The 3,561-nt window shown below is 66.8% G+C and carries 3 protein-coding genes; all 3 read left to right on the top strand.

What is annotated here, in order from left to right:
- A partial coding sequence (locus AC4FAH_RS13900) for an FAD binding domain-containing protein (protein WP_490246243.1) occupies nt 1-943 on the top strand: 943 nt, incomplete at its 5' end.
- Entirely contained in the window at nt 921-3,335 is a 2,415-nt protein-coding gene (gene xdhB, locus AC4FAH_RS13895; RefSeq protein WP_490246242.1) for a xanthine dehydrogenase molybdopterin binding subunit, read from the top strand. The genes AC4FAH_RS13900 and xdhB, both read left to right, overlap by 23 nt.
- A 20-nt stretch (nt 3,336-3,355) precedes the next feature.
- A partial coding sequence (locus AC4FAH_RS13890) for an XdhC family protein (protein WP_490246241.1) occupies nt 3,356-3,561 on the top strand: 206 nt, incomplete at its 3' end.

The raw sequence follows: 3,561 nt of genomic DNA, 5'->3' as shown, positions 1-3,561 counted from the left end.
AGACACCGGGCGTTTCTATCGGCCGGTCACCTTGCAGGCCCTGCTGGCGCTGCGCGCCGAGCGCCCGGATGCCACGCTGATCGCCGGTGGCACGGACCTGATGCTGGAGCACACCCAGCGCCTGCGCGACTTCCCGGCCTTGATCGACACCACCCAGGTCGCGGCGCTTGGCAAGATAGAGGAAGGCGAGCACGCCGGTCAGGCAGGCTGGTGGATCGGGGCAGCGGTCAGCTATCACCAGCTGATGCCGCTGCTGCGGGAGCATTACCCGGATGGCGCGGAGCTGCTCACGCGACTGGGCAGTGAACAGATCCGCCATCGTGGCACCCTGGGCGGCAATATCGGCAATGCCTCGCCCATCGGTGACATGCCGCCGCTGCTGATCGCGCTGGACGCCTATATCCAGCTGATGAGCCAGGACAACGAACGCATTCTGAAGCTCGAGGACTACTTCCTCGACTACAAGCGTACCCAGCTGATGCCGGACGAGATCATCCTCTCCGTCTTCCTGCCGCGCCCGCTGCCCAACCAGCGACTGGCGGTGCACAAGCTGTCCAAGCGTCGTGACGATGACATCTCCACCCTGCTCGGTGTCTTCGCCTGGCGGCGTGATGCCAGCGGGCGCGCGCAGCACTGGCGGGTGGCCTTCGGCGGCATGGCCGGCGTTCCGGCCCGCGCCCCGCACCTGGAAGCACTGCTGACGCTGCAAGCGCTGGAATCTCTCACTCCCGCCAGACTGACGGCGCAGACTCGTCAGCAGATCGAGCAGGCCGTGCAGGCCGATTTCTCACCGCTCAGTGACGTGCGCGGCTCACGCGAGTATCGCCTGCTGGCCGCCAGCCATCTGATTCCCCGCGTGGCCCAGCGCATCCTGAATGAGCGCCAGCCCACGACTTCCCTCACGCCACTGGAGAGCCTCGATGCGTACCTTGCACAGTCTTGAGTCCGACGCCAGCGCCGCGCCGGCCGCCCCCGTTCTCCAGTCACGTCAGCATGAAAGCGCCCAGCGCCATGTCAGCGGTTCGGCGCGTTATGTGGATGACCTGCCACTGCCCACCGGCACGCTGCATCTGGCCATCGGCATGAGCGAGGTCGCGCACGCCACTCTGGATGCGCTGGATCTCGAAGCGGTGCGCCGTGCCCCCGGCGTGGTCTGCGTGCTCAGCGCCGCCGACATCCCCGGTCACAGCGATGTGGGGCCGGTCTTCCCCGGCGACCCGCTGCTGGTCAGTGACATCATCAGCCATCATGGTCAGGCGCTGTTCGTGGTCGCCGCCGACAGCGAGCGCGCGGCACGTCAGGCGGCGCGACTGGCCAAGGTCGCAACGTCCCCCCTGCCGGTGTGCCTGGACCCGCGCGAGGCGGCCAGCCGCGGTGATCTGGTGCGCCCGACCCACACCCAGGCACGGCTTGCCAATGGTCGCGCCGGCGATCTCGACAGCATCAGCAACAAACTCGCCAAATCCGCCTGGCAATTGAGCGGTGAGCTGGAAAGCGGCGGCCAGGAACACTTCTATCTGGAGAGTCAAGCCGCACTGGCCTTGCCCGGCGAAGATGACGAGATGCTGGTGCACAGCTCCTCCCAGCACCCCAGCGAAGTCCAGAAGCTGATCGCCGAAGTGCTCGGCGTGCCCTTCCACGCCATCACGGTGGAGACCCGCCGCATGGGGGGCGGCTTCGGCGGCAAGGAAACCCAGGCCGCACCGGTGGCCTGTCTGGCCGCGATGATCGCTCGGCGCACCGGCCGCGCGGCACGCCTGCGGCTGGCACGCGCAGATGACATGCGCCTGACCGGCAAGCGCCACCCTTTCCACCATCGCTATGAATTCGGCGTCGATGACAGTGGGCGCATCGAGTCCGCCATCATCGAGCTGACCGGCGACTGCGGCCACTCGCCGGATCTGTCGGATGCCATCGTCGATCGCGCCATGTTCCATGCCGACAACGCCTACTACCTGGGCAATGCCCACGTGCGCGGCATTCGCGCACGCACCAATGTTGCGTCCAATACCGCCTTCCGCGGTTTTGGCGGCCCTCAGGGCATGTTGGCGGTCGAATCCGCGATGGAGGATATCGCCCGGCGTCTGGGGCGTGACCCGCTGGAGATCCGCAAGCGCAATCTCTACTGCGAAGGCCGTGAGACCACGCACTATGGCCAACACGTCAATCAGCACCCGCTGCTGGCGACCCTGATCGATCAGCTCGAGGACAGTGGCCGCTACTGGGCGCGCCGCGCCGAGATACGCGCCTTCAATGCCGCCAATCCGGTGGTCAGGAAGGGGCTGGCGCTGACACCGGTCAAGTTCGGCATCTCCTTCACCGCCAAGCACCTCAATCAGGCAGGCGCCCTGGTGCATGTCTACACCGATGGCAGCGTGCAGGTGAATCACGGCGGCACCGAGATGGGCCAGGGCCTGCACACCAAGATCACCCAGGTCGCGGCGCGTGAACTGGGGCTGAGCGTGGACAAGGTACGCATCACCGCCACCCGCACCGACAAGGTGCCCAACACCTCGCCGACGGCGGCAAGCTCCGGCGCGGACCTCAACGGCATGGCGACGCGTGATGCCTGCCTGCGCCTCAAGATGCGCCTGCTCGACTTCGCCGCCGAGCATCTCGCCCAGCCACGCGTCAGCCTGAGTCTCACGGATGGCGAGCTGCATGGCCCGAGCGGTGTGCTGATGACCTGGGGCGAGCTGATCCAGGCGGCGTACCTGGAACGCATCTCACTGTCCGATAAGGGCTTCTATGCCACCCCGGATATCCATTACGATCGCGCCAGCGGCACCGGTCACCCCTTCTATTACTACGCCTTCGGCGCGGCGCTGTGCGAAGTGGTCGTCGATACGCTGAGTGGTGAATACCGTCTGGAAAGCGCCGAGATCCTGCATGATGTCGGTGATTCGCTCAATCCGGCCATCGACATCGGCCAGATCGAGGGCGGCTTCGTGCAGGGCATGGGCTGGCTGACGACGGAGGAGCTCAAGTGGAACGAGGATGGCCGGCTGCTCACCGATGGCCCGGCGACCTACAAGATTCCGGCGATCAGTGACGTGCCGGCCGGCGCGCTCAAGGTGCGCCTGCTGGAGGGACATCCCAACTCGGCCGCCAGCATCTATCGCTCCAAGGCGGTCGGCGAGCCGCCCTTCATGCTCGCCATCAGCGTGTGGGCGGCGTTGCGCGATGCGCTGGCCTCGCTGACCGACTATCGCCGCGCGGTACGCCTGGATACCCCAGCCACGCCGGAGCGGGTGATGCTGGCGGCGCGCGAACAGCGTGACTGGCAGGAGCAGCACGACACTGCTGGCGCAGAGCCAACGCAGGTGCCGTCATGAATGTCGACAAGAGTGCCGTCATGAATGCAAAGAGTGCCGCGACCGGCCGCTGGTATCAGGCGCTCGCCGAGGCCCAGGCAGCATTGACGGCGCATGCACTGGCCACCGTGGTGACGGTGGCGGGCTCTGCCCCGCGTGGTGCCGGCAGCAAGATGCTGATCACCCCCGATACGCTGCACGACAGCCTCGGCGGCGGTCGGCTGGAGCAGCTGGTGGTGGAGCGCGC

This window comes from Cobetia sp. (genome assembly GCF_983723665.1).
Note: the sequence above shows the minus strand (reverse complement) of the source record. Positions and strands in the feature narration are given on the sequence as shown.